This window comes from Gardnerella vaginalis (genome assembly GCF_001563665.1).
Classification (GTDB): Bacteria; Actinomycetota; Actinomycetes; order Actinomycetales; family Bifidobacteriaceae; genus Bifidobacterium; species Bifidobacterium vaginale_A.
Map to the genome: position 1 here is coordinate 1 of NZ_KQ961873.1, position 22,437 is coordinate 22,437.

29 protein-coding genes are annotated in these 22,437 nt (G+C 41.4%); all 29 read right to left on the minus strand.

Annotated elements, in window-relative coordinates; genetic code table 11:
* On the minus strand, positions 1-787 hold a 787-nt coding region (locus HMPREF3230_RS05570), incomplete at its 3' end, for a recombinase family protein (RefSeq protein ID WP_196489657.1).
* Positions 784-1,194 carry a recombinase family protein gene (locus tag HMPREF3230_RS05575; protein ID WP_075523952.1) on the minus strand — a complete coding sequence of 137 codons (411 nt, stop codon included), beginning with the start codon at positions 1,192-1,194 and terminating at the stop codon, positions 784-786. The genes HMPREF3230_RS05570 and HMPREF3230_RS05575, both read right to left, overlap by 4 nt.
* The gene (locus tag HMPREF3230_RS05580) at positions 1,164-2,756 is read right to left on the minus strand and encodes a recombinase family protein (RefSeq protein ID WP_075523971.1); all 1,593 of its coding nucleotides are present in this window, start codon (positions 2,754-2,756) and stop codon (positions 1,164-1,166) included. The genes HMPREF3230_RS05575 and HMPREF3230_RS05580 overlap by 31 nt, the downstream gene beginning before the upstream one ends.
* A 61-nt stretch (positions 2,757-2,817) precedes the next feature.
* Complete coding sequence (locus HMPREF3230_RS05585; protein ID WP_075523953.1) at positions 2,818-3,030, minus strand: SHOCT domain-containing protein; 213 nt, start codon at positions 3,028-3,030, stop codon at positions 2,818-2,820.
* Positions 3,017-3,427 (minus strand): RNA polymerase sigma factor, encoded by a 411-nt coding sequence (locus HMPREF3230_RS05590; RefSeq protein ID WP_075523954.1) that lies wholly within the window; start codon positions 3,425-3,427, stop codon positions 3,017-3,019. The genes HMPREF3230_RS05585 and HMPREF3230_RS05590 overlap by 14 nt, the downstream gene beginning before the upstream one ends.
* A 55-nt stretch (positions 3,428-3,482) precedes the next feature.
* Positions 3,483-5,459 carry a DNA polymerase gene (locus tag HMPREF3230_RS05595; RefSeq protein WP_075523972.1) on the minus strand — a complete coding sequence of 659 codons (1,977 nt, stop codon included), beginning with the start codon at positions 5,457-5,459 and terminating at the stop codon, positions 3,483-3,485.
* 185 nt (positions 5,460-5,644) lie between these two features.
* Positions 5,645-6,193 (minus strand): DUF2815 family protein, encoded by a 549-nt coding sequence (locus HMPREF3230_RS05600; RefSeq protein ID WP_075523955.1) that lies wholly within the window; start codon positions 6,191-6,193, stop codon positions 5,645-5,647.
* Between the two features lie 4 nt (positions 6,194-6,197).
* The gene (locus HMPREF3230_RS05605) at positions 6,198-7,328 is read right to left on the minus strand and encodes a DUF2800 domain-containing protein (protein ID WP_075523956.1); all 1,131 of its coding nucleotides are present in this window, start codon (positions 7,326-7,328) and stop codon (positions 6,198-6,200) included.
* Positions 7,321-7,611, minus strand: a complete 291-nt coding sequence (locus HMPREF3230_RS05610; protein WP_075523957.1) for a hypothetical protein — start codon at positions 7,609-7,611, stop codon at positions 7,321-7,323. The genes HMPREF3230_RS05605 and HMPREF3230_RS05610 overlap by 8 nt, the downstream gene beginning before the upstream one ends.
* Positions 7,612-7,613: 2 nt before the next feature.
* The gene (locus tag HMPREF3230_RS05615; protein WP_020757758.1) at positions 7,614-7,799 is read right to left on the minus strand and encodes a hypothetical protein; all 186 of its coding nucleotides are present in this window, start codon (positions 7,797-7,799) and stop codon (positions 7,614-7,616) included.
* Between the two features lie 165 nt (positions 7,800-7,964).
* Positions 7,965-8,885, minus strand: coding sequence for a GH25 family lysozyme (locus HMPREF3230_RS05620; RefSeq protein WP_075523958.1), 921 nt, complete (start codon positions 8,883-8,885; stop codon positions 7,965-7,967).
* Positions 8,878-9,297, minus strand: coding sequence for a phage holin family protein (locus HMPREF3230_RS05625; RefSeq protein WP_064340487.1), 420 nt, complete (start codon positions 9,295-9,297; stop codon positions 8,878-8,880). Before HMPREF3230_RS05625 ends, HMPREF3230_RS05620 begins: the two co-directional genes overlap by 8 nt.
* Positions 9,294-9,857 (minus strand): hypothetical protein, encoded by a 564-nt coding sequence (locus HMPREF3230_RS05630; protein WP_230955941.1) that lies wholly within the window; start codon positions 9,855-9,857, stop codon positions 9,294-9,296. The genes HMPREF3230_RS05625 and HMPREF3230_RS05630 overlap by 4 nt, the downstream gene beginning before the upstream one ends.
* 9 nt (positions 9,858-9,866) lie before the next feature.
* The gene (locus tag HMPREF3230_RS05635; protein WP_075523960.1) at positions 9,867-10,460 is read right to left on the minus strand and encodes a hypothetical protein; all 594 of its coding nucleotides are present in this window, start codon (positions 10,458-10,460) and stop codon (positions 9,867-9,869) included.
* 14 nt (positions 10,461-10,474) lie between these two features.
* On the minus strand, positions 10,475-10,687 hold the full coding sequence (locus tag HMPREF3230_RS05640) for a hypothetical protein (protein WP_020757763.1): 213 nt from the start codon (positions 10,685-10,687) through the stop codon (positions 10,475-10,477).
* Complete coding sequence (locus HMPREF3230_RS05645; protein WP_075523961.1) at positions 10,687-10,983, minus strand: hypothetical protein; 297 nt, start codon at positions 10,981-10,983, stop codon at positions 10,687-10,689. The genes HMPREF3230_RS05640 and HMPREF3230_RS05645 overlap by 1 nt, the downstream gene beginning before the upstream one ends.
* Before the next feature lie 13 nt (positions 10,984-10,996).
* A complete protein-coding gene (locus tag HMPREF3230_RS05650) occupies positions 10,997-11,278 on the minus strand; it encodes a toxin (protein ID WP_075523962.1) in 282 nt (93 codons plus the stop codon).
* On the minus strand, positions 11,259-11,471 hold the full coding sequence (locus HMPREF3230_RS05655) for a hypothetical protein (protein WP_230478329.1): 213 nt from the start codon (positions 11,469-11,471) through the stop codon (positions 11,259-11,261). Before HMPREF3230_RS05655 ends, HMPREF3230_RS05650 begins: the two co-directional genes overlap by 20 nt.
* A 10-nt stretch (positions 11,472-11,481) precedes the next feature.
* Entirely contained in the window at positions 11,482-14,313 is a 2,832-nt protein-coding gene (locus HMPREF3230_RS05660) for a phage tail protein (protein WP_075523963.1), read from the minus strand.
* A 1-nt stretch (position 14,314) separates the two neighbouring features.
* Positions 14,315-14,977 carry a hypothetical protein gene (locus HMPREF3230_RS05665; RefSeq protein ID WP_230955942.1) on the minus strand — a complete coding sequence of 221 codons (663 nt, stop codon included), beginning with the start codon at positions 14,975-14,977 and terminating at the stop codon, positions 14,315-14,317.
* A gap of 11 nt (positions 14,978-14,988) precedes the next feature.
* On the minus strand, positions 14,989-17,814 hold the full coding sequence (locus HMPREF3230_RS05670; RefSeq protein WP_075523965.1) for a phage tail tape measure protein: 2,826 nt from the start codon (positions 17,812-17,814) through the stop codon (positions 14,989-14,991).
* Positions 17,815-18,057: 243 nt separating this feature from the next.
* Complete coding sequence (locus HMPREF3230_RS05675; RefSeq protein ID WP_048730035.1) at positions 18,058-18,423, minus strand: hypothetical protein; 366 nt, start codon at positions 18,421-18,423, stop codon at positions 18,058-18,060.
* A gap of 15 nt (positions 18,424-18,438) precedes the next feature.
* Complete coding sequence (locus HMPREF3230_RS05680) at positions 18,439-19,020, minus strand: major tail protein (RefSeq protein ID WP_075523966.1); 582 nt, start codon at positions 19,018-19,020, stop codon at positions 18,439-18,441.
* Positions 19,004-19,342 carry a hypothetical protein gene (locus tag HMPREF3230_RS05685; RefSeq protein ID WP_075523967.1) on the minus strand — a complete coding sequence of 113 codons (339 nt, stop codon included), beginning with the start codon at positions 19,340-19,342 and terminating at the stop codon, positions 19,004-19,006. The genes HMPREF3230_RS05680 and HMPREF3230_RS05685 overlap by 17 nt, the downstream gene beginning before the upstream one ends.
* Positions 19,335-19,715, minus strand: coding sequence for an HK97 gp10 family phage protein (locus tag HMPREF3230_RS05690; protein ID WP_075523968.1), 381 nt, complete (start codon positions 19,713-19,715; stop codon positions 19,335-19,337). Before HMPREF3230_RS05690 ends, HMPREF3230_RS05685 begins: the two co-directional genes overlap by 8 nt.
* Complete coding sequence (locus HMPREF3230_RS05695) at positions 19,712-20,044, minus strand: phage head closure protein (RefSeq protein WP_075523969.1); 333 nt, start codon at positions 20,042-20,044, stop codon at positions 19,712-19,714. The genes HMPREF3230_RS05690 and HMPREF3230_RS05695 overlap by 4 nt, the downstream gene beginning before the upstream one ends.
* Positions 20,045-20,323 carry a head-tail connector protein gene (locus tag HMPREF3230_RS05700; protein ID WP_004125785.1) on the minus strand — a complete coding sequence of 93 codons (279 nt, stop codon included), beginning with the start codon at positions 20,321-20,323 and terminating at the stop codon, positions 20,045-20,047. It abuts the gene before it with no gap.
* 19 nt (positions 20,324-20,342) lie between these two features.
* A complete protein-coding gene (locus tag HMPREF3230_RS05705; protein ID WP_075523970.1) occupies positions 20,343-21,527 on the minus strand; it encodes a phage major capsid protein in 1,185 nt (394 codons plus the stop codon).
* A gap of 2 nt (positions 21,528-21,529) precedes the next feature.
* Entirely contained in the window at positions 21,530-22,273 is a 744-nt protein-coding gene (locus tag HMPREF3230_RS05710; protein WP_082266321.1) for a head maturation protease, ClpP-related, read from the minus strand.
* Between the last annotated feature and the right edge of the window lie 164 nt (positions 22,274-22,437).

Consider the following 22,437-nt stretch of genomic DNA (forward strand, 5'->3'; position numbering starts at 1 on the left):
TTTTTTGTAAAAGAGCATCACCAATATATTTTTCATTTTGCAAGATGGTTTTAATATTAGACAAGTGCCATTTTAAATGCCCGGCGCCATTTTTAACACCGTCTTTTTCAAGACCCTCCGCTATATCTCTAAGGCTTAATCCTTCTAAATATTCTCTATAAATTCTTCTTACGACTTTTGCTTCCTGTTCAAGAATTACAAGATTCCCCTCATCGTCTTTTGTGTATCCTAAAAACCAGTTATGGTTGATTTGCACTTTCCCTTCCTGGTAGCGAAACTTAAGTCCAAGCTTCACATTCTGAGAAAGCGACGCTGATTCCTGTTGAGCTAAAGAAGCCATGATAGTAAGCAATAGTTCTCCGCTTGCTTCCATGGTGTTGATGTTTTCTTTTTCAAAAATGATCGGAATGTTTTTGTCTTTCAACTGTCTAACAAACTTTAAACAGTCGATAGTGTTTCTCGCAAAACGGCTAATCGACTTAGTGATAACCATGTCTACTTTGCCACTCATGCAATCGTGGATCATGTCATTGAAACCGACACGTTTTTTCGTACTAGTTCCTGAAATACCGTCATCAGCGTAGATACCGGCAAACTCCCAGAGAGGATTTCTTGAAATATAATCCGTATAATGCTGAACTTGCGTGTCATAACTTGTTGCCTGTTCTTCACTGTCAGTACTGACACGACAATACGCTACTACTCTTAACTTCGGCTTATCTTTATGCTTATCTACCGTATTCCCCGCTATTTTTCTTGGTGGAATAATTGTAACGTTGGCACTCATTTCACACCTCCCTTGATTTGACTGTACGCGTATACTGCTTGCCGATAAGGATCATCGTATTTCTTTTCTATAACGCCTATTTCATACGTGAAATTTGTTGTAATTAAAGGTTTTAGCTCTGTTGTACGAGGCTTTCTTCTAAAATTGTTGGCTCTTAACTGCTGAACTTTATAAAAAGTTTCTTCATCTAAAAGACTCGGGTAAAGCGATGTTCCTAAGTACGTTTTATTTTTCAAAATATTGCTAATTACAGAATGTGTTTTATCAATGTTCACCGCTCGAGCCGTTTCAGAAATCGTTCCAAATTCTAAGAATTTACGGAAAAGTTCTCTAACTTTCAGAGCTTCTTTTTCGTCTATAACCGCTTTACCGTCTACTATTCGGTAACCATATGGGATGTGTGCCATGTTTCTTTCACCTCTTCTTCTAATTCCAATCCGCATTTCAAATGAAAAATGAATTCTGTTCTGCTTTTAACTACGACATCGTCTACAAAATCCAGAAAATCCTCGTCCTTAAACTCGCTAAATACTTCTGTGACGCTTACGAACCGTTGAAGTTTTTGTGCCTCGTTTAAGTGCGTTAAGTTACCGTTTAAACTGTTGGAAAGCTGAAGTTTTTCCTTAAGACAAGTATCCATTTCCGTTTTAAGCTGATTGCTTTCCAGATAGTAGGAATCCATCTCAATGTAGCCACCGGCGAAAAGCTTACTGAGTACTTGCTCTTGTTCTTGCAGCTTAGCTATTTTTTCTTCGAGTTCGATAACCTTGTTTAATCCGTCTTTATTATTCACGTTTCTTAAGCTTTTTATGAAAGGCGTTAATATTTGAGCGGATGTTGCTTTGAACTTGTTAAGCATTTGAAGAAAAGCTAATTTAACATACTCCTCTTTTACAGCTTTCATAGGGCAGCATTTAGTATCATGTATATGCTTGGTACAACACCAAACAACATAGGCTCCATCTTTTTTATGCCGGTCGTGTTTCTTTAACCGACTATGGCAATTACCGCAGTAAAGTTTTCCTGAAAACACATATCTAGCAAGGTATTTATTACTACCGTCGGTAATATTTAGTTTTAATTTTCTCTTCTGTCTCAGCTCATGCACATTATTAAAAATTTCATGACTGATGATAGCCTCGTGATGGTTTTCAATAACATACTGTTTTTTCTCGCCACGGTTTTTATGGCGGTTAAAATTATCGTCTGTAAATGTCTTTTGAAAAATCACATCCCCTGTGTATGTTTTATTGTTCAAAATAGCGTTCACGGTAGTCGAAGACCATTTAGCTCCTCTTTTCGCAGGAATCTTTTTAGCCGTCAGCTCATTAGCTATCACATGCCCGCCTTTACCTAAAAGTGCCATACTAAAGATGTCTTTTATAACCTCAGCTTCCTTTGGAACGATAATCATTTTCCCGTTCTCGTTTTTATAGCCATACGATGGGGAAGAAATGACATAGCTTCCGTTTTCGAACCTTTTTTGAATTGACCACATGCTGTTTTCCGATATGGATCTTGACTCGCTTTGCGCAATAGAACTTAAGATAGAAAGCATAAGCTCCGAACTCATATGCTCGGTATCAATGTTTTCTTTCTCAAAATACAAATAAATACCAAGGCCGGTAAGTTTTCTAACTATTTCAAGACAGTCAACCGTGTTTCTTGCAAGCCTACTAATCGACTTTGTAATAATCCTGTCTATTTGACTGCTCTCACAGTCTTTAAGCAGTTGTTTAAGACTTTCACGCTTATCGATTTTCGTGCCGCTAATACCCTCGTCAAAGTAAAGTCCCGCATACTCCCAGCATGGATTAGACTTAATATAGTTTTCGTAATGCTCCTTTTGTACCTCTAGACTGAGAAGCTGTTCATCACTGTCGGTAGAAACTCTCGCATATGCTGCAACCCGTATTTTTCTAAGAGAATTATCCGGCTGTTTGGCTTCCAGTTTTGTTATCATTTTCATCATCTCACCTCACTTTCTTACAGTCATATACATCACTCTAAAAGCAGTGTTTATCAAGCTTTTAACCCAATAATTCCTTGTAAAACGGGTGAAATTTTTCCCTGTTAAGACGGCTTATTTTTTCTTTTTCTTGCTCGCTGATAAGCCCTTTTTTAAAGAGCGAAACGGTAAGTTTTTCGGCTATTTCAAAACGAAAATCCGCCTGCATACTCTCTTTTGTCCAAGCTCTGGCTTTAACATCCGTTAGCCCGTGAACATCCTTACTGATTTGCATGATGCCCACCTCCAAAACGATGTTCTATATAGCAGGCGTGGCAGCAGTATTTTCTGGTTTTATTACCGTAAGAGATAAAAGAATTTTTGCAGTTAAGACAAGTGCACTCATAGTTTGCCTGTCTTTTTACCAGCTGTGTATGCTTGTTCCACCATGTGTTTCTACACGCATCAGAGCAGAAACGTTTAACTTTTCTTCCTGTGTTTTGCTTGATTGGTTTTGAACAAGATTCACATAATTCCGTCTGTGTTTTCGTAGACTGGATTACGCCTAGACTGTTACGTTTGCAGTAGCTTTTAATCGTATTAACGGAAATATCCATTCGGTTTGCAATCTGCGTATAGCTAAGGCCTTCATCTCTTAGTAATTTGACCTTGCGTTGTTCTTCCATATTCATAAAAAGGCCACCTCCTATGAGGTAGCCTTGGGAAAGAATAAAAACTGACGGTTTTTTAATCTTTTTTGTAAAACTCGCACTCGTAGCCGTCAGCTCGTAAAAAAAGTCCTTCTGCCCAAGGTGGTGTTCTTCCCATGAGCTCACACACGCTTTGAACACTCACGCTTTTATCGGTTTCGATAATGGCTTCATCATGCACGTGAGCAACGATGCGATATTCTTTCAGTGTTTGCATGGCGTAAAGTAGAATGTCACGAGCTATAGCTTGCGTAATGTTTTCTACGAATTTAGGCCCGTAGCTTTCCAGCCGCTCCCATTTTTTAGTAGATCCCACACCCTCATAGGTGACTGATTCACCACCGTACTTGTTTTCTTCCACACGTGGCTTCACATAGTAAAGGCATCTTTTCGAAGGCAGTTTGATGATAAGAAACCCACTCTTGTAAGTGAACACGATATTGTGTGTTTGAACAGATACGTGTTCGTGTACACACTGTTTTACCGCTCTGTCCACATCCCACCACAGTGTTGTCACCATCGGGTTAGATGATCTCCACGCGTCAACAAGAGGTTGTAGTTCATCTTCGGTAAGACCCATGTCGAGTGCTCCCATGGCTTTTAACGCTCCGACAGAGCCGCCGTAGCCTAAAGCGAGTTCCGCGATCTTCCCTTTCTGCCGCAGGTGCCCGTTTACTCCGTGTTTTTCAACAGGCACGCCAAACATTTGAGAGGCTGACGAGCAGTAAATGTCTTTGCCTTCCGCGAATACTCGCATACGCCATTTTTCACCTGCAAGCCAGGCAAGGACTCTCGCTTCGATTGCTGAAAAGTCTGCGACAATAAACTTAAATCCCGTGCGTGGGATAAAAGCGGTTCGGATAAGCTGGGATAAGGTATCTGGAATATCCTCATAAAGCATTTCCAATGCTTCAACGTTTCCCTGTTTAACAAGACTTCTAGCCTCATCTAGATCAGGCAGATGGTTTTGTGGCAGGTTTTGTAATTGTACGAGCCTTCCCGCGAATCTTCCTGTTCGGTTTGCGCCATAGAAGCGAAACATGCCACGCTCTCGATAATCCATGCAGGCAGCGTTTTTCATCGCCGTATACTTTTTCACCGATGATTTGGCAAGCTGCTGGCGAAGCCGTAAAACTTTCGCCAGTTCTTTACCCACTGTTTTAAGTTCTTTAGCGACTTCTTTTTTACCAAGCGACTCCATTTCAAGGCCATGCTCTTTAAGCCAAGAGCGCATTTGTAACACTGAGTTCGGGTTTTCTAAACCTGTAATATGCTTAAGCTCATCCACGAGATGCGTTTTCACCTCTAAGTCGAGTTTTATGGCTGATTCAACGAAAAGAGGATCTATTTCTATCCCACGGTCGTTGATCTCCTGGTCGAGATAAAACTCCTGCCATAAAAAGTCTGGTACAGGAAAGCGTGAGAGCTTTTCTTGAATACTCATTTCAACTTCCACATCACGCTTGTTATACGATTTGAAAAGCTCCCATTTTTCCTTATCGTGAAAATACTTGTTTCTTGTTCTTCCACCGTTTACTTTCGTAGGATTACACGGAAGGCAGAAATATTTAATAAGATTCTTACCCTCAGTGAGTTTCTGCTTATCAAGACCCAGTACTGCTCCCACGTTTTCAAGCGACATGGGTAGCCCCAGGGTGGCTGACCAGATCATTGTGCAATGCCACGAGCAGGGGTTTAAAAATAGGCCTTCACTTTTTCCTGTCTGACTAGGATTCACATTGATGCCTTTATCTCGCAGGTAGCGTGATAAGCAGACTCTTTCAAACTGAGCGTTAAACGCCCACTTGGTCACCGTTTCATCCGTTAAAGCAGAAAGCACGGTATCCGGTATGGTTTCACCTTGCGCTAAGTCAACGACCTGAACTTCACTACCGTCCACACTGTAGCCAAAGAGCAGTATCTCAAAATCATCCGATTCTGCGTATTGGTAAACTCCACATTTTTTAAGGTCAACGGAGGAAAACGTTTCTAAATCTATACTCAAATTATCCAAATTGCACCACCTCCAAGTTAATAAAAGAGGTGACAGAAAACCTGCCACCTCCTTGACTTTCTTACTTTCTGTTCAGCATGTTTTTGACTTCGATATAAAGACTGACAAGTTTTCTTACCACGAAATCAAGAAGCAATACGCCAGCAAATATTCCAACAAACCAGCTAATCATCTTCACATGCTCCTTATGCTAGAAAGTCATCATCTTCTAAAGTCGTAAAATCATCGGTTGCGAGGCTACGTCCGCCGAGTGGCTCACCGTCTCGAATTTTTTGAATATTGCCAAGACCGCAAGCAACTCCCTTATTACCGTTAGAGTTAAAAGCGTAGAAGTTGATGGAAACCCTCGCATAGCAGCCTGAATACACTTCACTGCGGTCCATGATTGGTTTTACCTGCTTGTCTACAATCTGCGGAGCCGTGGTTGAGTTCGCGTTGATGAAATAGTGTCCTTTATACGCTTCATCATCACGCTCAATATCCCCGTCCCTGAGTGGTGTTTTAAGAGCAGCCTTGTTTGGTTTCTTACCGCCGAACTTGCCGACACCTTCCTCAATAGCAGCATCAATAGCTTTCTCAATAGCATTTACTGTTTCAACATCATCTTTAGGAATAAGCAGTGAAACACTATATTTTTCAGGACCGCCATTAATAGACTTTGGCTCCCAACCGTTGAAATAAGAAAGACGCGTGTTCTTACCGGTGATAACCTTCGTGTTATTTAATTTAGACATAGTACTAATTCTCCTTTTTGAATTCGTTATTTGCGTTTGAAACATTAACTTTTGCCCGCTTATCCGAGCCCGGTACGAGCGTAAGTTTTCCGGACGGTTTGATAATGAGGTCGCCCAGAATATCCTCAAATTTTTTCTTGCCCATCAGCTTTTGCATTTCCGTTAAACCGATAAGACTAGTTTTGAAAATGTCGGTAAAGCCATGAGCTTTCGCTTTTTCAATAACCGCTGTCTCATCCTTAAACTTACGAACTGAACGTCCTTCCACGAGCTTGAAACCAGACCACTCTTTACCGTGGTTTATAGCGGAATCTGTGGCATACGCTAAAACATCATCAGCCCATTTCGTTAACTGTGGGATAAGCGTGAGCACTTCTTCAATCTCACTATCTGTTAAAACAGATGGCTCTTTGAACTCAAGTTCTGCGAGTTTAAGGTTTTTTTCCGCCCGTTTACGGCACGTGGCTTTTGCCCTGCAAAACCTGCACCAGTCACCAGCACAAAATTCGCCTTCGCCTTTAATAGCAAGCTCCGCTTTAGGTTTAAGCACGCTTTCAGCCCAAGAGATAAGCTCCGCAACAGGTAGTGTGAAAGTTGATACGTTGTCACGCCGTGGCTGAAAAATACTCATCTCAACGCTTTGTATCTCATACAAGCTGTCAAAGAGTGCTAAAGCCCCCAGTGCGTAGCATTTCATCTGAGGATTCTCATAAGCATCAACCAGCACGCCTTGACCGTACTTAAAGTCGATAACCTGCAGCGTTTTTTCGCCTACAATAATGCAGTCCGCTGTACCAAACCCGTCCGGCACGTAAGCTGAAAAATCAACCTTCTGCTCGATGAGAAGAATAGGATCAGCACAAGCATGCTTTGCCTGCTCGTATTTTTCCATTACGAAATCCACATAAGCATCCGAGCATTCCTGCATCTCGTTTGAGTCATACTGTGTTGACGGTTTTTCGCACGGACGGTTAAGAAGCTTATTTAGCTTGTACTCACACCACGCGTGTGCCGCCGTTCCTTCCTCGGCTGCCACAGAAGTAGTGTTTTCAAACTTTTCTTCTAAAACAGCACTCGGAGTACACTTAATCCACCTGTGAGCAGAAGATGGGGAAAGTAAAGCATGCTTAGTCACCTTTAATTCCCTCCGCTTCATGCAACAGGCTCGCATACTCGCTTTCAGGAATATCCGAGAGCTTTTGCGCACCGTGCTTAACGATGAGTTTCTTCACCTCAGCTGTCTTTCCCAGCTGGCTAAGTTTTGCTAAAACCGCTCGAACCTGCTCAAGACTTACCTTTTTAGTTTCAGGTACTTGTTTTGGTAATGTCTTATGTGTTGTTTCACCCGTGATCTCTTTTAGGTGACCAATCAGTGATTCAAGATCGCCAATTATCTTTTTTACCGCGTTTTCGTTCATTCTTATTCACCTTTCTTGTTTTGAACCACAACTTCATCGATTCTGTTACTTGGAATAAAGACCATGATGTCTTCTTTCTTTCCAAGGAAGAATCGGATGATTTTTTCTCTCAGCCCGATAGGTTTACAACTTGCAAGCCCATCTTCTTTAGGCTTTTTTGAAACACTTACGACAAGTTTTTGTTTCATGTGCCGCCTCCTTTCTAAAAGGACTTTGTGCCCTTCTATGGGGTAGCCTTGGGAAAGGTGATAATCTGACGGTTTTTCTAAAAAAAGTTTTCAAAAATAAAAAAAGCCCGAGGATTGCTCCAATGTAGGAACAAGCCTCGGGCTTTATAAGTGTTTCAAACTGTTTTACAAGAGTTCGTTTACTCGTTTTTGTACTGCATTATAATCGTATCCTGCTTGAGTTAGACGCTGTTTTCGTGTGTTGCCGTTACCCCAAGTGCCTCGGATTACTTCACGTGCAAGCTCATCAACTGACTTTCTATAGGCTTTAACACCAAGAAGTTCATTAACCTTATTTTGCACGCTTGTATAATCGTATCCGGCAGAAGTTAAACGGTTTTTACGCTCATTTCCGTTACCCCAATCACCGTTAATAACTTCTCTTGCCACCTCATCAATGCTTGATGTTTGAGGAGCAGTGTGAGAGCCACCGTTTTGATACCCGTTTAGACCGGCTGTTTTAATCACGCTTGGATAATCTACGTAAGCATAATCCATGTCAACTCTGCCGGCTATACCGTTAACACTGCCGCTTGACGAGTATTGCCAAAGACCATACGAACCTTGATAGCTACAGTGCGTGTTCCACTGTGCTATCCACAAAGCGTAACGGTCTCTAATATGAGCGGACACAAAGTTATTAGCTACTGAAAGCGAAGTGTAAAAACCTGCATAATACCCGCAAGCTTCCAGCTTGTTACAAAAACTTGTAATCAAAGAATCGCAGAAAGCTCGTCCACGGTTAAGCTGGCTTTTTTCTTCTAAATCAAAGTAAACTGGGTACTCAAAACTCTTACCTGAAAGTATGTTCACGCAGCTTTGAGCTTCCTCAGACGCTTCTCCTGCAGAGCTTGCGTACGAATACCAGTAGGCTCCAACATCAAGACCGGCTGTTTTTGCTTTACGATAGTTTTCCTCAAACCACTTGTCTTTGTGTCCGATACCGTATCCTGCTCGAATGATCACAAACTCAACGCCGGATGCTTTCACCGCGTTGAAATCAATGTCACCCTGCCATACTGATACGTCTATTCCTCTTTTACTCATGAGTATTGTCCTTTCTGTCTTTGTCGTGTAATTGTTCTAAAACGTTTTTTAATTTCTCAGGCACGGGAAGCCCCAGGTGTGCCGCGTTTTCGATGAGTGAAAGTCCTTCGTTAGATAGGTAGAAGAAAATTACCGCAGTTCTGATTACGCTTCCTTGCTTAATAACCTGAAAATCTATAATGTTTGCTATGCCAACAAGCATAAAAATGAGCACCTTTCTAAAGATGCCCTTAAAACCCACGCTGCTTGAAAGCTTTTTATCAATCGCCGCACACATCACGCCTGTGATGTAATCGGTTACCACAAATAAAAGAAGTGCGAGGATTAAACCATCGCACCCGCCTAAAAAGTATCCCAGCCAGCCGCCTACTACTGTGAAAGCCAACTGTAGTGTATTCCAAAATTCTTTCATTCTACCGCCTCCTTAATAAGATCAGTTACATCTTCTACCTGCATAAACGTAACAATTACCGGTATTTCGTTTGAAGGTTTATCCCCATAACAGTAAATCCGCCAATCACTGCCAATTGCCATAGTTAGTTTGCAAACCTCCTTAATATCTCCCATGCCATAAAACCTCATAGACGGAAGTCTTTCAAAGTCGATTTTTATATCAAGTGCTACATTCTGTTCCTGCGCATTGTTGGAGTAGCGTTCTTTATGTGACTTGTAATATTTTTCGTAAAAAAAGCCATACACATAACCATCTAGTACTTCCTGCCAAGAATCAGGTGTAATAACCCATTTGAACTGCTTAGGGAGCTTAGGCATTTCCTGATGTATCAACAGCTTTGTTACGAAATCCACGTATTCACGATTAACGATTTCTTTTCCTCTGGTGTCCGGTATATAGGTTGGTGTTTGAACAGTCGGTTTTCCCGTAAAAGCAGGACTGTCCAGTGTGGCAAATTTTCCTTTCAATTTTTCTATCAGCCTAAACAAACCTTCTTTGCCTAAAAACTTATCTGCCATAAGCTTCACCTACACAAACAGTGCATCGATTTCTTCATTGCTGATACTTTTAACATCTTCTTTTTTCACATAGCCGCTTAAATCAACTGATGTTGTACCGATTTTTTCAAACCTGTCGTTTACATAAATGTACTCATCATACGCATCGTTTTCGCCCTTGTTATCGCTTATAAGATAGATTGTTGCCTTATCACCTGTCTGAGGCAGGCTATCAACCACCTTAAAATCAATTGATTGAATGTTGCCGACAAGATGCTTTACCTCTTCAGTAAGGTCTGTCTTTTTCACATAATTCACTGCGTCTTCCAGCTGTTCTACTTTTGTCGGTAACGCACTTGTTTTCGCATACGCATCAATACCTTGAAGATTTTCTACGTTTGTCACAATGTCGGTTTTCTTCGCGTATTCTGACGCATCCAGCAGGTTTTCCACCTTGGTTGGTACTGAAGATACTTGTGCATAGTTTGCCGCATCACTTAAATCCGTAACTTTCTTCGGCACTGTTTCCAAGGCTTTTGTCAGCTCTTCTTTTTTCACAAAGCTTTCCTTGATTTTCTTCCAAACGTATAAAAGTCCGTTGTTGTCTAAAAATTTAGTTTGCATAATAATTTCCTTCCTTATTTAAGTAGTTCTTCGAGTTCGATATTGCTGATAGAGCAAAGTCCCAGCTCTAAAAGCGTTTTATTGCCTATAAGCTTTACTTGGTTAATTTTCGGCAGGTTAGTAAGTCTGTTGTAATCTGTTGTTTCTTCGCCTGTTACTTTTATGATGCTTTCAAAAGATGCGCTCATATCTGTATTGTGTTTAAAACTTGCCTGTAGTTCTGCCATTAAATCTCACCGTCCTTTACTATTTCTTCAGCTGTTGTTCGTATCAGATTTGAAGCGATAGCCGTGTTGTCGGGAAACTTGGCTCTGATTTGAATCGTGACAATACCGTTTTGAAACAAAAGTGTTTCTTTCTGCGTGAGATTTACTGTTACAAGCGTCTTTTTAACACTCACATCCTCTAAGCTTTTTTCTAAAACAACTTTTCCGTTTTGCTTATAGCTAACAAAAAGGACAGATGCGTTTTCTAAATCCACATCTGTCCTGAACACGTTTGTAGGTGTTGTTCCTCTATACATAAGGCTTTCCTCCTTATGGTTTTTCTTCTTTTTCTGCTTTAAGTTTTAGGATTTCCTCGTTTAGTTTTTCTAACTGTTCTTCGTAATACTTTGTGTTTTCCTCACTAAAAGCAACATGTTCCATCGTGTTTTCAGCTATCAGAGCCGAGCGGATGTCAGCTAAAATTGATGCGATTATCCCTTCAACCATGTAGGTCGGGATAGGGATGCTTTTTTGCAAAGACACTATCTCATCGCTTAACTTCGCTCTAAACTTTTGTGTAGCTATCGCATAGTTAATGGTCGGCTTTTCCATCTTCCACCTCCTTTTCCTCGATTAGAATATCCAGTTTGCGATTGATGTCTTCTATCATCTTTGCGTACTTACTGTTGCTGATAAACTGCTCTATTTCCATACTCTCATCAACAGTTTTAGCGACTTTTATGTCACTGTTTTTAGTACCTTCGTTTATCACAACCTCGTTTGTGTTAATAATAAGTTCTGCCATATTCATCTCCTTAGTTGTAGAAAGTCAAGTCCATGAGGATACCGTTTTTAAATACCATGCGCCCGTTTTCACCCCATCTTCTTACTTTGCCGTACTCATCCACCTCAAGTACCTGCACATAATGAATGGTTGCCGTAGTTCCAAAGCCTTCTTCCCACTGCGGGTTTATAACCTTGAAACCGTGGGCATAAAAGTTGCAGCCTAAATGCAAGCCGTACTCGTCATATATACTGCCTGAGCGTGAAAAACAAAGCATCGTATTATACGAATTAGAATAGGATGATTCTTTTTGCGCGAAAGCCATATACTTTCCTTCAGGAGAGAGGTCAAACACGAGCCCTTTATGAGAGTCGTCTTTATTCCACTGATTCGTTCCGATTTTTCCCACATAGTAGCCATCACGATAAAAATGATTACCGTTTTGATCAAATACGGCACGCTTACTATCAGAATCAATCGACCCGTTGTAAAGACCTATTTGTCCTGCAGTGATTTGAACATAGTTGCTTGACTCGTTAAATCCAATCAGAAAACTGTTGTAGTTTTGCCGCATAAACGAACCGAACTCACCCTTTTTCACCATGGAAGTAATCGAGTCTTCAACAATAGAAACTTTAGATATAGCTCTGTCAGCTGTTTCTTTAGCAGCCTGAATGTCTTTATCACTAACTCTAACCCAGTCAAACTCCAGGTAGCTGTCAAGACTCTCATTTGACGTATACCGCCATAGTTTTCTCGTATTATCCTGATACGGATCATGCTCTGACTCAGGATAATTGCTGCCTGACAGTTCTATTATGTTTCCGGCATCGTTAGGTAAAACCGCTAAACTATCTTGAACTTCTTTTCTTGAACTGCTTTTTCTTATCGCATCAATCTTAAAACCGTAATAATCATGGCTTGAGCCATCGCTTCTAAAATAAAGCCAAAACGTATTGCTTGGCACAAAGATTCTTTTATCTGCTATGTCCGCACCGCCGAGTTTCGGTAAAACGTGAATCTTACCCTCAGACTCATAGAAAACTTCCACCCAATCATAGTTTGCGCTTTCCGTACGAGAACTACTGTTAAACTTAATCTCTAAGCAGTCTCTTTTAACCCGATACCTGTAGGCGTAGCCTGTTTGAGTGTCGAAGAAAAAATCTCCCACGTGGTTTAACTTCTCACTTCTGCTTGTCCAAGAGTTAGCCGGAGCATTAGAAGAGTAGGGAGTATACGTGCCGTAATAGTTGCCGTTTTTCTGCTCCAGTTTTTGATTAACTGTTTCAACACTTGATTCAATCTTTCGATCCGTTACAGAAAACTTGGTGTTAACCTCGTTTATCGTATAGTAGCTTTTAAGTTTCTCATCACTATCAGAAATGGCTTCCTGTTTTGCGTTACTAATCTGCTTTTCCACCTGCGAAGTGTAAGAAACTGAAAGTTTCTCAGCATCAATCGAATGTCCGATAATCCTGTCACCATACACCATGCCGTCAAGAGTCATCGCGGTATTGTAAGGTCCTGCAAAACCGTTATGGCTTCCGCCAATCCCGTTCATATTAACCTGTAATACTTTTGTAGCAGTATTCTTATCAGGCGTATCCATGTAAAGGTCTCTTAGCCACCTGCCTGAATCATCATATTCTGTTACCTTGTAACCGCCTGAGGTGATGTTCATCTGTGCTTTAATATTGTTGATTTCACTTTGCACACGCTCGTTATCTATTTTTCTTGTTGCAAGGCTTTCTTCACGCAGGCTTTGCACAGAATTATGTGAGCTTTGCACGTAGCTTCGTCTGGTTTGACTGCCCAGGACGACTTTCATCTCACCGGGTTTTTGCAATGGAATAGACTGTCTCATCACGGGAAATACCCGATCCATGCCAAAAGGCGATGCTATGCACCTAACTCTGTCTCCACACTCAATAGTTTCAAAATCAAGGTCAAACTCGGATAAGTCAACCGCGCTTAAGTTAAGCTCTGTCTGTTCGAACTGATTATCTTTAAGCCAAAGAGAGGCTTTACGTAACAGGTTTTCAGGAACAGCAACATCATCCCATCTAACGACTTTACAAACCCAACCAAACGCGCTCTTTGCCTGAGTGGAAACAAGATAATTCTTCCCGTTATTAACGCTTGTAATATCCGTGTATTTTTTAAGAACCTCGTGTTTGCTGTTATCGCTTTCCAGTTCTTTACCTAAAGGGATAAGCGCTGTAGTAACATCTTCTGCCGATAAGTTTTCAGTATAATCAAGCATATTAAGACCAAACTCAACCGGCTGTTTCGCCATTTTACCCATTTCTTCCAAGCGAAGATAATCAAGGTAAAGCCCGTCTTTTTCTCGTCTTAGCTTTAAGTATCCGCCCAGCTTATCAACCATTTTTCCCATAATCGCTTCAAGCGTGGTTTCAAAATTAGTGAACCTGTACAAGGAATTATTGGGATCTGTCACGCTGACTTTTCCGATATGAATCTTCTTCCTATCATCCACCTGCTCGTTATGAATGTTTAGGAATTTTTCCAACAGTTGGTAAGGTGTATGATCATGATATTCTTTCTGCGGCTGAATACTGTCTGCAAGATACGTTAAAAGACCTGCGCATACTACTTTCTTGTTTTGGTTTAAGTCTTTCTCCTGTTCTCTTACCTCTCCTGTAAAAATTTCTTTCTCACCGCGATACACGCTCACTACTGATTTTCTGTTAAAAAACTTCTCATAGCAGGGATTTTCTTTCGGACACGTAAACACAAGCGTGCCTGCAGTGTTAAGCTCCACGTTAAGCGTCGCGTCAAGAAGAACATTCTTAGTGTCGCCCGGATAATACAAGGCTGTTTCATCAAGAGTTATTGTGTACAATTTATAACCACCCCCTTAGGTAGGAAATATCAAGTGTGCCTGTGCCTTGAAACGTAAGCGTCATATTATTTTCGCGTGTTCTAAGTTCAGGGAAACGAGATACGCCTTGTTTTAGACTGTAGGTTTTTCCTTTAAAATCAACGCTTATTGTGTTTAGTGTTTTATTAGTAAATTCAGGTATAAGCGTCATATCAAAATCACGGGTAAGCCTGATTTCTTTCCCGTCTTTAACCTGCACGTTTTTTAACGTGTACACGCCACCTGTTTTAATGTCTAAAACACTGTGCTTATAAGGGTTTAGCCTGTAGTTAAGCGTAATCGTTTCATAGTTTTTATCAGATTTAAAATCACTTACCCACACTCGACCCTGATAGTAAAAGGAAGATTCAGCGTCCAGCACAAGGGTTGTTTTAAGCCCGTGAACATCACGTTTAAGCCTCTCGTAAGCTTTCTGCCACACGCCTTTATCTGCGACAATAAACTCAAAAGAGCCTTCGCGCATCTCGTATAAAACTTCACCTGCTAAGCTTTCCGTAAGATCAAAACTTCCCAATCTTCCGGGCACTTCCAGATAGCTAAACCTTGGGGAGGGTAGATTAACATGTGGCTTAAGTGTTGGAACTAAGCCTAAATCCTTAAAACTATGCAACCCGTTTATTGTCATGCCATACACTTTTACCACCCCCTTGTTTTTCTTGTTTGAAGTTTGAAAAGCTCACTGTCCATCTTGTTTGCAATACCGCCTACAAGCTCGCCTGAGTCAAGCACAATACTCTGGTTGGAAAACTGTGGGAAATACGAGTCCATAATCGCTAGAATCTGGTTCATAACACTAAGCATTTGCGTGTTTGCTCCCGCACTCATATTCTGCAAAGCATCAAGCCCCATAATCACCTCAGGACCTTTTTCACCTCCGCCAAGCAAATGCCCGTTTTTCTCACCGAAGATAGTAGCCCCGTTTAACAGCATCGGCTTATCCATTGCCTTCTTATACCAGTCGATAGCAAGATACGGTACAGACGGTGGTGCGAGTGAGAAGTGTCCTTTAATACTAAAATGAGGCAGTTTAATATGAGGAAGACTAAGTCTAATACCTGCAAAAAAGCCTGTTATAGCGTCAACTACTGCTTTAACCTTGTTTTTCGCCGCTTCAATCGGAGTGATGATAGCGTTTTTAATACCATTCCAAATTGATACGGCCGTGTTTTTAATACCGTTAAACACGTTGCTTACAACACCTGCCACCGCGTTAAACACTGTAGAAACCGTATTTTTAACCGTGTTTACCACGTTGGTTATAACACTGCAAATTCCGTTCCATATCGTTTCAGACACCGTTTTTATACTGTTAAAAACAGAGGTTACAACACTTAAAATCGCATTGAACACGCTCGTAAACACGCTGCTTATAGTGTTTAGCACGCTTGTTATAAACGACATAATCGTGTTCATAACACTTGTTATTACACTGTTTATGGCTTCAAGCACGCTACTTACCGTGGTTTTAATCGCATCCCATGCGCCTATAATCACGTCTTTACAGTTTTCCCAAATAAACCTAAACGGTAGTGTGATAAGCGAAAAATAGCCTTTTATAAGCTCTACGATAAACATGAGAGCTACCGTAAGCACGTTTTTAATCGTATCCCACACGCCGGTGAAAACCTGAACTAAGCCTTGCCACACGTTTTGGAAAAACTCCGATATGTTTTGCCAAATACTGCTCACGCTCTGGCAAACACCCTGCCACAGGTTTTTAAACCATTCGCTTATAGCACCCCAGTTTTTAATAATCGCAATAATCGCCACAACCGCGGCAATAATCGCCGCAATAATACCGATAATAGGAAGAAGTGAAACGTTTAACGCTCCAAACCCAACAGCCGCTGTTCCGGCTGCTGTCCCTGCCGCCGCTGTTCCTGCCGCACTTGCTCCTCCTGCCACACCTACCGCAGTAGTGGCTGTGGCTGTGCCTCCAAGAAGTCCGATAAGACCTCCCAGAGCAGAAGTTATTGTTCCAACAGCACTAATAATTTTCCCGATCACAATGAGCACAGGACCGACTGTTGCAGCAATAAGCGTGATTTTTACTATCGCATCCTTCATTCCCGGGGACAGCCCGTTCCAGGCTTCGCTTAAAGATTTCATACAGGAAGCGAACTTTTCAAGCATAGGCTGTAAAACCGTTGCAAGAGAACTGCCAAGATCTGCTCCCACGATTTTCAGACTATTCATTGAAGTCTTAAACTTATCTATCGGATCAAGCGTTTCGTTAAACGTTTTCTCCACGCTGCCGGCATTATCTTTAAGGGAAGTACCAAGCTCAGCAAAAGACAGTGAACCGTTTTTACACGCCTGATAAATAGCCGCGCCCGCACGCTTACCAAACAGCTCATAAGCTACTTTTAAACCTTCAGTGTCGCTTTTCGCATTCACCATACTGTTTTGAATATCTTCTAAAGCCTGTTTCATAGGCGTGCCTTTAGCTGTAGCAGCAGCTAGTGCTTTAGTTAGAGCTGTCATAACCTGTGACGTGTCAGCACCCGACATTTCAACATTGCCTAAGAAATTAGCGGCATCCGATGCGCTAAACCCAAGCTGCTGTAAGGAGGCACTGTTAGTAACCATGGTTTTAGCAAGCGTATCCATGCTGACACCGGTACGCTGACCTACAGCGTTCATCGTATCAAGTAAAGCTCCGGCGTCCTGTGCTTTAAGCCCAAAAGCAGCCACAACTTTCTGCGTGTTATCAACAGCCGTGGAAACGTCCATATTGTTAATTTGAGCAAATTTAATAAACCTGCCTGACAGGTCTTCAAGGCTTTTACCTGTTAAACCGAATCTTGTGTTCACCTCGCCGATAGCAGCACCAGCGGTTTGAAAATCAGTAGGAATACTGGTAGCAAGATTTTTCATGCTATCTTGCATACCCTCCAGTGCTTTTCCTGTTGCGCCTGTTTTAGTAACAATCGTGTCCATGCCGGCATCAACTTCGTTAAACGCGGCTAAAGACGCAGCTCCAAGCCCCACAATTGGTGCGGTAACATGCGTGGATAAGCTTGTGCCGACTTGGGCTGTTTTCTCACCGACACTTTTAATTTTATCCCCGGTTTCTTTCATAGAAACTGCTAACGCTGAAGGGACTTTCTTTGCCTGCTGTTCTAAATTTTTAAGATTCTGCTCGGTTTCAATAATCTCACGCTGCAGTGCATCATACTTGTCTTTACCGAGATCCCCGTTTTCAAGCTGTACTTTAGCTTGCTTATCCGCCTGTTTTAAAGCGTTAAGTTTCTCGGAAGTGTTTGCTATTTCCTGCTGCAACAACTGCTGTTTTTGTGCTAAAAGTTTAGCGTTGGACGGATCGAGTTTTAACAGCCTGTTTACGTCACGAAGCTGAGCTTGCGTGGATCGGATAGTCGTATTCACGTCTTTTAACGCCTTATCCAAGCCTGTGGTATCTCCACCGATTTCAACGGTAATACCTTTAATCCTGTTTGCCATAACTTCACCTCCTTTTCTCTTAATTTAGGAATAAAAAAATTCAGATATTTTAACGCCCTACATAAGAATGTTTGGTTTTCGTCTAGAACCTGTCGAATTCTGCCTGGCTTGCGAGCTTATCGTATTTCACACTATCGTTTGCTTTCTCCGTCCACATGTCTAAAATCATGCCGATAGTTAAAAGATCCAGTTCGCGAATACTTATCCCGATTTCTGTGCATCTAAGAAGAAATAACGCGGTTGTCATTTCTCTTGTAGTTGACGTAACTTTTTTTTAGATTGAACCTGTGTTTGTAAATTCGCACCCCAAAGCTCTAGAATTTCAGGCAGCACCTCGTAGATAGAAAACATTTCAAACTCATCGAGCCATTTTTCAATTGTTTCAGGAATCGTGTTATCTGCATGGTAGGCCATGATGTAGGCTACGTTTTCAAAAATCTCCAGATCATCAATCTCAAACCCGGTGCTTTTAGTCTTATACGATTTTTCGAGTTTAGAAAGATCCTGAAAAATATCACGCTTGAATTTGATGCGATACAGTCTTGGAATAGTGGCAGAGGAGCGAAACTTCACGTCTTTGCCACCGATTTTTACTGTTTTTTCAATCATACTCACTACTCCTTTTTACTTAGGTTTAACGTCTGTCGTGTTTTGAGGAACGTACACGCTCTTATACCAGTTAGCGTAAGTTTCATCAGATGTCGTATCTCCGCTACGGGATTTCACAAGCCCATCTTCTCTAGGATCAGCCGTGAGCGAGAGTGTTTCAGTACCCGGTTCTATCGTGTCTTCCTTGGTTTCCGAAGCGATAGAAGGTCTGGAAGCCGAGCAGTTATAAAGCACGTGGCGGATTGCTTTAACGTCACCGTCAAACTCAAAAAGGAGTGCGAATTTTTCTGCTTCACCGGTAGTTGCTTTTTCTACCAGCACACCGTTTTTATCAAGTTTTTCTTTTAATATTTCTGTTCTAAACCATTCAGGTATAAGAGCCATTTCCAAGTCGCCACTGTAACCGTTGTTCGCAGTCGAGCGGAAGTAGACAATCCCGTCAGCGTAAAACGGTGAGGATTCACCTTCCGCATCAAGGCTTATGCTCACAGCTCCCGGAATAGGTTTAGGCGCATCATAGTTAAAACTTCCGCCTGCGTCTTTTTTAAGTTTTGCCGCGTACACGTTTTTAAGATTGTATTTAACCTTGTTTCCCATTTTCTGTTACCTCCATTTCAAAAATGTAGAGTGTTTCATAAAGCTTTTCCGACTCTATGAACGTCTCTGTTTTGTTATAAAAAATGCCGTGCCTATCAAGCACGGCTTCAACTTTTTCTTCCACCTCTGGGTTCTTATAATCTGTGTATAGTTCGATATGAACTTCGTTTGCTTTAAAATACGCTTTCCCGTCTGCCGCGAAATTACTGCTTGCAGGCGTAAGAAACACAAGAAACGGTGGGGAAGGTGATTCTCCTTCAGCAAAATGATGGTATGCGAAAGGAAAACCTATCTCTCTCATAATGTTTAAAAGTTTAGTCATGTTCTATCGCCTCCCTTATTTTTTCTTCGAAACTTTTAACTGCTTTTTCTTCTGCAAGCTTAATGTGTGCTCTTGCTTCCACACGTCCTCCGCCTCGTTTAGCGTGACCGTACTCTAACAAGTGTGTAAGCTGATACTTGTTTTTTGAGTTAACTACCAGTGTGAGAGCGTTTTCTGTTTCTTTAACAGTTTTAACCGCCCAACTTTTCGCATACTTACCTGTGTGTTTCGGAGCAGTGTTTTCTATATCTTCTTTAACGGTTTTACTCACGTTTTTAACTGCTTCTTTTACTTTCTCACTCGTAGTATCCGCGTAAGTTTTAAGCTCTTTTATTATCCTGTTTGAAAGATTATCTACTCCTGTTTTGCTCACTTTTTACACCTCTTACAGTGAAGTTTCAGGCTTTTCTTCTTATAATTCATGTGGTCAACACCTAAAATCTCATAAACCGTATCATGGAAAATAATCCTGTAACCGATAGATGATATTGCAGTGGTTTCTTTCGAATAGCGGATAGTAAAATCTATTTTTGACTCATCCCACACGTTTCCCGCCGAAGTCTCTTCTACGGGACTTTCAGCACTCACCGTGGCGTAACACTCGTAATATTTACTCCACTTAATCTTATGATTACCAACCTCATCAACTTCAACACTGTTTTTAAGCAGCATAATACGCTCGTTTAATAAACTTATTCTCATTTAAAACCCCGTTTTTCTAACAGTAAAAAGCATCGAACGTAAAGTGAGCATAAGCGCGTGATGGTCGGCTTCTTCCCGATGCTCATACAAGTAGCCTGTAGCGTATAAGACTGCGAGCCGATACTCGTCAAAGTTTTCACTAATCAAACTAGTATCGTTTTTACGAGCTACTCCCTGGCAGAGTTTTTCAGCAGAACGAATAAGGGTGTTGATAAGCTCATCATCTTCTCTACTATCCACCCTAAGATAGTTTTTTGCTTCCTCAACTGTAACTATCATCAACACCCCTCCTTAACTTTTAAGCTGCTACGCTTGTTTTAACAGGCAGAATCTGTACTGCTTCTTTAAGTACGAGTTTGCCGTCTACACGCTCTTTAGCGACGAAACCTATCATTCCGTTTCCAGCGAAAAGTTCGGTAAGCTCTTTAAACGAGCGTGAACCACGGTCGCCAATGTTGTAGTACGAGTAGTCTCCAAAAGCCACCATGTTTTCAGGCGCGTAAGCAGACGTGTATACCGGGTATCCGAGAATTCTGTTCGGCTCATCATCCTGGTATGAAGGCTGCCAAACGTACGCGCCGTTATTGTCTTTAAGTTTTCGTATGCTCGCGACTGTTTTATCGTTCATAATAAAACTCGCGTTTTTACGGTATGGTCGCCTCAAAGCGTGAACAAGATCAATCAGATCATCAGTTTTAATACCGGCTGTTTCTTTAATGAACGTACCACCGTCTTTCTTGTTGAAAATACCAGTTGGTTTTCCCACACCATCCCCGTTAAGAAAAGCGTCTTCCTCAGCGTTAGCCAACGCCATGCCGAAGGATGTGAGAAGATGATTCTCGAGGTTAAACGCATTATCATACAAGAGTTCTTCAGTAACTTTTACCGCAACGTGAAGCTTATGAGCGTCAAGCAGGATTTGCGCGAACTTGGAATCCCCAAAGTTAAGGCTTGCGCCTTCTTCAATCCAAGCTGCAGCAGGATCACTCATCGCAATATTAATCTTATGCTCTCCACTAGTAGTAATAGTGGTAGCAAGAGAGCGAATAATGTTTTCTTCTTTCAACGTTTCAATCAGACGATTATCGTATTCTTCCGGCACAAGATACCCGCCGTCAGCGTCCACGCCTTCCTGCAACACGTTATCGACTCGTTTAAAATTACTTCTAAGAGCTGTAAGCATTGCCTGCTTATACTCGTCACGCGCACGACCTTGTTTTTCAAGGTTAACGCCTGTTTTCATAGGTTTTGCAACAATCGCCTCAGATGTTGGTTTTGAAAGCTCCTTATCCATTACTTCCATCTGCTCCAAGCGCTCAATTTCCATACTGTAAGCTTTCACTTTCGCTTCCATCTCATCATAGGTTTTCGCGTCTTCTTCTGAAATAAGCCCGTCCTTGTCACGTTTAGACTCAAGGAAAGCTTTCGCACCCTGCCAAGCCTTATTACGTTTCTCAACCATGTTTGAAATAGTGTTCATCATATTTACCTCCAATTTTTGATTAAAAAAAGACGATCCATAAGATCGTCTGCACTAATATTGTTTGTTTCCTTACCGCTTATCCGGCAGGCTTTACATATTTTTTCCAATAACGTGTTTTGCACGCTTGCTTTCGAATACAATGTTGAAACCTGTGGTATGCCAATATCAGCGGTTTCACCTCTAGTTAAAACACCGTCCGCGAACCCGAGTTCTACCGCCTTGTTAGCATCCATCCATGTTTCCGAATCCATTAAATGCGACAGTTTCACACGGTTAAGCCCTGTTTTAATCTCGTAAGCGTTAATAATGGACTCTTTGACCTCATCAAGCATTGATATTGCTTTTTCCATTTCGCTTCTGTTTCCAAAAGCAACAGTCATAGGATTATGAATCATAAGCATTGACACCGGGCTCATATAAACCTTTGTCCCAGCCATAGCAATAACCGAGGCAGCACTTGCTGCAATACCGTCAATCTTTACCGTCACGCAACCCTTGTAATCCATGAGCATGTTATAGATTTGTGCCGCAGCCACACAATCGCCGCCAGGTGAGTTAATCCACACGGTAATATTTCCACTACCAGCGTTTAACTCGTCTTTAAAAAGTTGTGGTGTAATATCATCATCAAACCATGATTCTTCAGCAATCGTACCGTTAAGAAACAGTGTCCTCTCAAAAATCTCATTATTCTCATTAGTCTCATTGTTTTCCTTTTGGTTTTTCCACTGCCAAAACTTCCTCATTACCTTTTTCCTCCTCTCTTATATAAAGAAGCGACCAAGATTTTCTTGGTCGCTTCATGTTCGTATAACACTCATATAATACCTAAAGAACTAGCTTTACAGTTAAATAATCCACCTTACTTGTATGCTCTTCCATTTAAGGAAACTAGAGAATCAAATAATTG

Excerpts from the sequence above, each read along its gene's own strand:
- HMPREF3230_RS05575 (WP_075523952.1), bottom strand. The coding sequence starts at position 1,194 with ATGGCACACATCCCATATGGTTACCGAATAGTAGACGGTAAAGCGGTT.
- HMPREF3230_RS05580 (WP_075523971.1), bottom strand. The coding sequence starts at position 2,756 with ATGAAAATGATAACAAAACTGGAAGCCAAACAGCCGGATAATTCTCTT.
- HMPREF3230_RS05585 (WP_075523953.1), bottom strand. The coding sequence starts at position 3,030 with ATGCAAATCAGTAAGGATGTTCACGGGCTAACGGATGTTAAAGCCAGA.
- HMPREF3230_RS05590 (WP_075523954.1), bottom strand. The coding sequence starts at position 3,427 with ATGAATATGGAAGAACAACGCAAGGTCAAATTACTAAGAGATGAAGGC.
- HMPREF3230_RS05600 (WP_075523955.1), bottom strand. The coding sequence starts at position 6,193 with ATGTCTAAATTAAATAACACGAAGGTTATCACCGGTAAGAACACGCGT.
- HMPREF3230_RS05610 (WP_075523957.1), bottom strand. The coding sequence starts at position 7,611 with ATGAACGAAAACGCGGTAAAAAAGATAATTGGCGATCTTGAATCACTG.
- HMPREF3230_RS05615 (WP_020757758.1), bottom strand. The coding sequence starts at position 7,799 with ATGAAACAAAAACTTGTCGTAAGTGTTTCAAAAAAGCCTAAAGAAGAT.
- HMPREF3230_RS05620 (WP_075523958.1), bottom strand. The coding sequence starts at position 8,885 with ATGAGTAAAAGAGGAATAGACGTATCAGTATGGCAGGGTGACATTGAT.
- HMPREF3230_RS05625 (WP_064340487.1), bottom strand. The coding sequence starts at position 9,297 with ATGAAAGAATTTTGGAATACACTACAGTTGGCTTTCACAGTAGTAGGC.
- HMPREF3230_RS05630 (WP_230955941.1), bottom strand. The coding sequence starts at position 9,857 with ATGGCAGATAAGTTTTTAGGCAAAGAAGGTTTGTTTAGGCTGATAGAA.
- HMPREF3230_RS05635 (WP_075523960.1), bottom strand. The coding sequence starts at position 10,460 with ATGCAAACTAAATTTTTAGACAACAACGGACTTTTATACGTTTGGAAG.
- HMPREF3230_RS05640 (WP_020757763.1), bottom strand. The coding sequence starts at position 10,687 with ATGGCAGAACTACAGGCAAGTTTTAAACACAATACAGATATGAGCGCA.
- HMPREF3230_RS05645 (WP_075523961.1), bottom strand. The coding sequence starts at position 10,983 with ATGTATAGAGGAACAACACCTACAAACGTGTTCAGGACAGATGTGGAT.
- HMPREF3230_RS05650 (WP_075523962.1), bottom strand. The coding sequence starts at position 11,278 with ATGGAAAAGCCGACCATTAACTATGCGATAGCTACACAAAAGTTTAGA.
- HMPREF3230_RS05655 (WP_230478329.1), bottom strand. The coding sequence starts at position 11,471 with ATGGCAGAACTTATTATTAACACAAACGAGGTTGTGATAAACGAAGGT.
- HMPREF3230_RS05665 (WP_230955942.1), bottom strand. The coding sequence starts at position 14,977 with ATGACAATAAACGGGTTGCATAGTTTTAAGGATTTAGGCTTAGTTCCA.
- HMPREF3230_RS05670 (WP_075523965.1), bottom strand. The coding sequence starts at position 17,814 with ATGGCAAACAGGATTAAAGGTATTACCGTTGAAATCGGTGGAGATACC.
- HMPREF3230_RS05675 (WP_048730035.1), bottom strand. The coding sequence starts at position 18,423 with ATGATTGAAAAAACAGTAAAAATCGGTGGCAAAGACGTGAAGTTTCGC.
- HMPREF3230_RS05680 (WP_075523966.1), bottom strand. The coding sequence starts at position 19,020 with ATGGGAAACAAGGTTAAATACAATCTTAAAAACGTGTACGCGGCAAAA.
- HMPREF3230_RS05685 (WP_075523967.1), bottom strand. The coding sequence starts at position 19,342 with ATGACTAAACTTTTAAACATTATGAGAGAGATAGGTTTTCCTTTCGCA.
- HMPREF3230_RS05695 (WP_075523969.1), bottom strand. The coding sequence starts at position 20,044 with ATGAGAATAAGTTTATTAAACGAGCGTATTATGCTGCTTAAAAACAGT.
- HMPREF3230_RS05700 (WP_004125785.1), bottom strand. The coding sequence starts at position 20,323 with ATGATAGTTACAGTTGAGGAAGCAAAAAACTATCTTAGGGTGGATAGT.
- HMPREF3230_RS05705 (WP_075523970.1), bottom strand. The coding sequence starts at position 21,527 with ATGATGAACACTATTTCAAACATGGTTGAGAAACGTAATAAGGCTTGG.
- HMPREF3230_RS05710 (WP_082266321.1), bottom strand. The coding sequence starts at position 22,273 with ATGAGGAAGTTTTGGCAGTGGAAAAACCAAAAGGAAAACAATGAGACT.